Raw genomic sequence first — 4,756 nt, forward strand, 5'->3', positions numbered from 1 at the left:
GGGCGAGAGCACGGGGTCACCCGCCGCGACCCGCCGCACCGCCTCGACGATGTCGGCGGGCGGGGTGTCCTTGAGGACGAACCCGGCGGCGCCCGCGCGCAGGGCGCGCAGGACCTGGTCGTCGGCGTGGAAGGTGGTGAGGACGACGACCTGGGGCGCGTCCGCGCGGGTGCGGAGCCGCTCGGTGGCGGAGAGGCCGTCGACGGTCGGCATCCGGATGTCCATGAGGACGACATCGGGGTGCGTACGGTCGACGAGGGCGTCCACCTCGTCGCCGTCGGCGCCCTCGCCCACGATCTCGATGTCGTCGGCGCCGCCCAGCATGAAGGAGAGGCCGGCGCGCACGAGAGGGTCGTCGTCGACGAGGAGCAGTCGGATCGCGGTCATCGGCCCACCGTTCGGATGTAGGTCATGGAGCACTACCGTAATGACGCCGCGCCCGGACCGCCGCGTTGTCCTGGGCCGACCCGTTAGTGTCGGTCGGTACGCCATTCAACTGACGGAGGTTTTGGGTGCGTTACCGACTCCTGGGCCGGACCGGGCTCCGCGTCTCCGAGCTGTTCCTCGGCGCCATGACGTTCGGGGAGCAGGGTGGAGTGGGAGCGCCCCCGGAGGAGTGCGCGCGGATCCTCGACGTGTACGCGGAGGCCGGCGGCAATGTGATCGACACGGCGGTCAACTACCGGGGCGGGGAGAGCGAGCGGATCGTCGGCGAACTGCTCAAGGGGCGGCGCGACCGGTTCGTGCTGTCCACCAAGTACACCGTCTCCCGCGACGGCAGCGACCCCAACGCCGCGGGCAACCACCGCAAGAACCTCGCGCTGTCCCTGGAGACGAGCCTGCGACGCCTGGGCACCGACTACATCGACATCTACTGGGTGCACATCTGGGACCGGAACACCCCGGTCGAGGAGACGATGCGCGCCCTCGACGACGCCGTACGGTCCGGGAAGGTGCTGTACGTCGGCATCTCGGACGCCCCCGCCTGGGTGGTCTCCCGCGCCAACACCCTTGCCGAATGGCGAGGTTGGTCGGCGCTGTCGGCGCTCCAGGTGCCGTACAGCCTGCTCAACCGGGACATCGAGCGCGAGCTGCTGCCGATGGCGGAGGCGTTCGGCATGTCGGTGGCGGCCTGGAGTCCCCTGCAGAACGGCGTCCTGTCCGGCAAGTACACCCGCCCGGGCGGGGTGACGCCCGGCACCGCGACCCGGCTGTCCGCCGAGTCGATCGGGGACCGTGAGCGCGCGGTCGCGGAGGCCGTGCAGAGCGCCGCGGACGAACTCGGCGCCACCCCGGCCCAGATCGCCATCGCCTGGACCATGGCCCACTCCCCCGCCGTGCACCCCATCCTCGGCGCCCGCCGCGTCGAGCAGCTCATGGACAACCTCGGCGCCGCCCGGCTCGTCCTCCCCGAGGAGGTGCTGTCCCGGCTGGAGGAGACCACCGCCTTCCGCCTCGGCTTCCCCGGCGACTTCATCGACGAGGCGTCGGCATGGGTGTACGGGTCCGCGGGGCAGCGCGTGGTGCCGCGTACGGCTTGACCGGACCGCGTGCGGGCCCCTCGACCGGCCGGCGTCCACCGAGTGCGGCGTGGTCGGCACCGGCCGGGACCCCTCAGCCGCGCAGGCGTACCCCGTACCGGGTCCGCAGGCGGCGTACCTCCCACCACGCGACGGCCGTGACCGAGGCCGGGCCGCCGACGAGGGCGGCGAGCTGGACCAGGGGCGGGCCCGGCGGCAGCCCGCCGACGGCCAGGTTGATGGCGGAGAACTCCCACACCAGGCCGCCGGTGAGCAGCGCCGGGAGCGCCGGGTGCACGTCGGCGGTGTTGAAGGCGCTGCGCACGGCGGGGCCGGACGCGAAGGCGATGAAGAGCAGTACCCAGAGCAACGGCACGAGGAGGGCGAACGGCGCCCAGACGTTCATGTCCTTCCCCAGGTAGGTGCGTGTGTAGTAGATCGCGCCGCCGAGGAGCGGCACGGCGGTGAAGGCGCCGACGTACCACAGCGCCGATTTCCCGGCGGTGCGCAGCGGAGCGCGCATGGCCCGTCGCGTGGCCGGCGACGACCAGTGGAAGAGGGCCGCGACGACCACGGGCGCGCTGAGGAGCAGCAGCCAGGGGGTGATGAACAGCCGCATCGTGAACTGCTGTTGGGCCTGGTCCACGTCCCCGGGCTTGCCGTACGCCGCCAGGATCAGCAGGGACATCACGGTGGCCGTCCAGGCGCGTCTGCGCTGCAGCCGCGTCACGTCGTCGTCCACCAAACGGTGACGGGCACGGGAGGGGAAGATCCGCCGGGCCGGGCGGCGGGCCGAGCGGGCCAGCGGGTAGCCCACCAGCAGACCGAACACCATCGGCCAGGCGCACATCACGGCCATCGCCCAGAGACAGCCGTGCAGCCGCAGCCCACTCAGGAACTCCCTCAGCGGCGGCCATTCGTCCTCCCGCAACCGCCGCACGAGGGTGGGCGGCGGCTGTGGGACGTAGGGGTAAGGCCCGTACGGGTATGGGGAACCGGGTCCGTACGGCGGGCCCGGCTGGGGCGGGACATACGGACCCTGGGGTGGTGGTGGAGGCGGGGGGTACGGCCCTCCGTTCGGCTGCCAGGGCGGCTGATACGGGTTCTGTCCCCCGAAACTCACTCTGTTGTCCCTCCCGAGACCCACCAGGTGTTCTGTGCCGAACGGTTCGCACGGCTCGTACGCGTCGCACGGCTCGTACGCGTCGCACGGCTCGTACGCGTCCACGGCTCGTACGTGTCGTGCGAGTCAACTCGCAATCATGGACGACGAGATGGCGTCGCGCACGCCGATGCCCGCGTTCGGCCCAGGAGCATGACCGGTGTCCGGCCCCCGGTCGAGGCCCGTGGTCAGACCCTCAGCCCCAGGGCAGCCAGGCCCGCACCGCGAACCCGCCGTCCCGCTCGGGTCCGTGGTCCAGGCGGCCCCCGGCCAGTGTGGCGCGCTCGGTGAGGCCGATGAGGCCCTGACCGGAGCCGGGGACGGGCGGGACCTCCCCCGGGGGCGCCGGGTTGCGTACGGAGACGGTGAGTCCGTCGCCCGGGGCGCCCGCGACGGTGACGGTGACCTCGGCGCCGGGGGCGTGCTTTCGGGCGTTGGTCAGGCACTCCTGGGCGATGCGATAGGAGGTGCGGCCGACGGCGGCGGGGACGGCGGCGGGGTCGGTGACGTGCTGGTCGAGGGCGACCTTCATGCCGGCCTCGCGGCACTCGGAGACGAGCGTGTCGAGCGCGGCGAGGGTCGGCTGGGGGCGCCCCGCGTCGTCGGGCTCGCCCGCGCGCAGCACTCCGATGATCTCCCGCAGATCCTGCAGCGCCTCGTGGGCACTCTCCCGGATGACGCCCGCCGCGCGGACGATCTCGGCGCGGGGTGCGTCGGGCCGGAACTCCAGCGCGCCCGCGTGCACGCTCAGCAGGGTCAGGCGGTGGGCCAGGACATCGTGCATCTCGCGCGCGATGGCCTCGCGGGCGAGGCGTTGCGCCTGCTCGGCCCGGAGCGCCGCCTCCGTCTCGGCGCGCCGGGCGCGGTCCCGGAAGCTCAGCATGAGCTGCCGCTTGGAGCGCACGAACATGCCCCAGCCGACGATGGCGGCGGTGAGCAGCACGGTGAGGATGACCGCCCAGGGGTAGGCGACGTCCGGGTCGGGGCGCAGCCAGAAGAACAACGGGTTGAGGGCGAGGGACACACCGCCGATCGAGGCCACGTACCGGAAGGGCCGGTGCACGGTGAGGGTGAAGAGGGCGACCAGGCCGGCCCCACCCGCGGTGTTGGAGACGAAGCAGACCGGGACCATCGCCACGGCGAGACCGACGGGCCAGCGCCGGCGCAGCCAGACGGTGGCGCAGGCGAGCGCGCCCAGTACCTGGTCCAGGACGGCGAAGGTCTGCGGCAGGTCGGGCTCGTTCCTGACCGTGTCCGCACCCAGGAGCCCGATGAGCACGGCCAGCAGGAAGCAGGTGAAGTCGACGGCCCAGTCCCGCGCGGTCCGCCTGGGCCGCCGTCCGGGGCGGTCGGAGTCGTGGCCGAGGTCGGGGTCGGGGTCGAGCAGGGCCGACGGCAACAGCCAGCTCCGCCTCGGGAAGGTCGGGGGCTCCTGCACCGGCTTGTCACCACTCACGGTCGACAAATCTAGCCAGAGACGGCCGCCGCCACCTCCCCTCCGCCGATGATCGCGACCAAAGTCGTGGCCTCGTCGACTTTCGGCGACCCGCCGCCCCGCGGATCGGTACTCCCGTCGGCCAGACCTCGCCCTGCGGCCGATGAATGTGGGCGGACCGCGGGACGAGGATCCTGGACATGAAGCAGTTGTTGGAGTTTCTCGGCTTCCTCGCCCTGTTGCAGGGCACCGGCGGTCTCCTGTACGAACTCACCGGCAAGCTGGGGTGGGGGGTGACACAGCGGTGGAGCACCCTGGACGGCTACGAGATCTATGTGAGCATCGCGCTGATCGTCCTGGCGCTCGCCCTGTTCGCGGCGGCCGAGAGCCGGAAGTCCGGGTGATGCCGGAGGGCCGGAGAACCGAAAGTCCGGGTGACGTGGCGGCAGTGGCGACCGTCCGGTGAGCGGCGGCCCGCCCGGCCGTCTGTCCGGTGGGGGATGAACAGGCGGCCGGGACGGGTGACGCCGGCCCCGGCGGGGGCCGGGTCTGGGGCTGGGGCTCAGCAGTCGTGGTCGGCCAGGTCGAAGGACGCGTAGGGGGCGGCGGTCATGCCGCCGACGGCGGTCGTGGCGGCGC

General features: G+C 72.7%; 5 protein-coding genes. 2 read left to right on the plus strand and 3 right to left on the minus strand.

Annotated features, from left to right (window positions below):
* Nucleotides 1–387, minus strand: a 387-nt coding sequence (locus AWZ10_RS03210) for a response regulator (RefSeq protein ID WP_208618437.1), incomplete at its 3' end; no start/stop codon positions are given.
* 125 nt (nucleotides 388–512) lie between these two features.
* Between AWZ10_RS03210 and AWZ10_RS03215 the strand changes: the two genes are divergently transcribed.
* Entirely contained in the window at nucleotides 513–1,541 is a 1,029-nt protein-coding gene (locus AWZ10_RS03215) for an aldo/keto reductase (RefSeq protein WP_046709454.1), read from the plus strand.
* A gap of 73 nt (nucleotides 1,542–1,614) precedes the next feature.
* On the opposite strand, the gene AWZ10_RS03220 is transcribed toward AWZ10_RS03215, so the two are convergent.
* Both AWZ10_RS03220 and AWZ10_RS03225 read right to left on the minus strand, forming a co-directional pair.
* On the minus strand, nucleotides 1,615–2,460 hold the full coding sequence (locus AWZ10_RS03220; protein ID WP_060890382.1) for a hypothetical protein: 846 nt from the start codon (nucleotides 2,458–2,460) through the stop codon (nucleotides 1,615–1,617).
* Between the two features lie 418 nt (nucleotides 2,461–2,878).
* Complete coding sequence (locus AWZ10_RS03225; protein ID WP_173531709.1) at nucleotides 2,879–4,138, minus strand: sensor histidine kinase; 1,260 nt, start codon at nucleotides 4,136–4,138, stop codon at nucleotides 2,879–2,881.
* 179 nt (nucleotides 4,139–4,317) lie between these two features.
* Here AWZ10_RS03225 and AWZ10_RS03230 point away from each other — a divergent pair, with 179 nt between their 5' ends.
* On the plus strand, nucleotides 4,318–4,521 hold the full coding sequence (locus tag AWZ10_RS03230; RefSeq protein WP_046709460.1) for a hypothetical protein: 204 nt from the start codon (nucleotides 4,318–4,320) through the stop codon (nucleotides 4,519–4,521).
* Nucleotides 4,522–4,756: the final 235 nt, after the last annotated feature.

It is taken from the genome of Streptomyces europaeiscabiei (genome assembly GCF_001550375.1).
Classification (GTDB): Bacteria; Actinomycetota; Actinomycetes; order Streptomycetales; family Streptomycetaceae; genus Streptomyces; species Streptomyces europaeiscabiei.

Bases quoted from the DNA above. Each gene is read 5' to 3' on its own strand.
- AWZ10_RS03230 (WP_046709460.1), top strand. From the start codon at position 4,318: ATGAAGCAGTTGTTGGAGTTTCTCGGCTTCCTCGCCCTGTTGCAGGGC.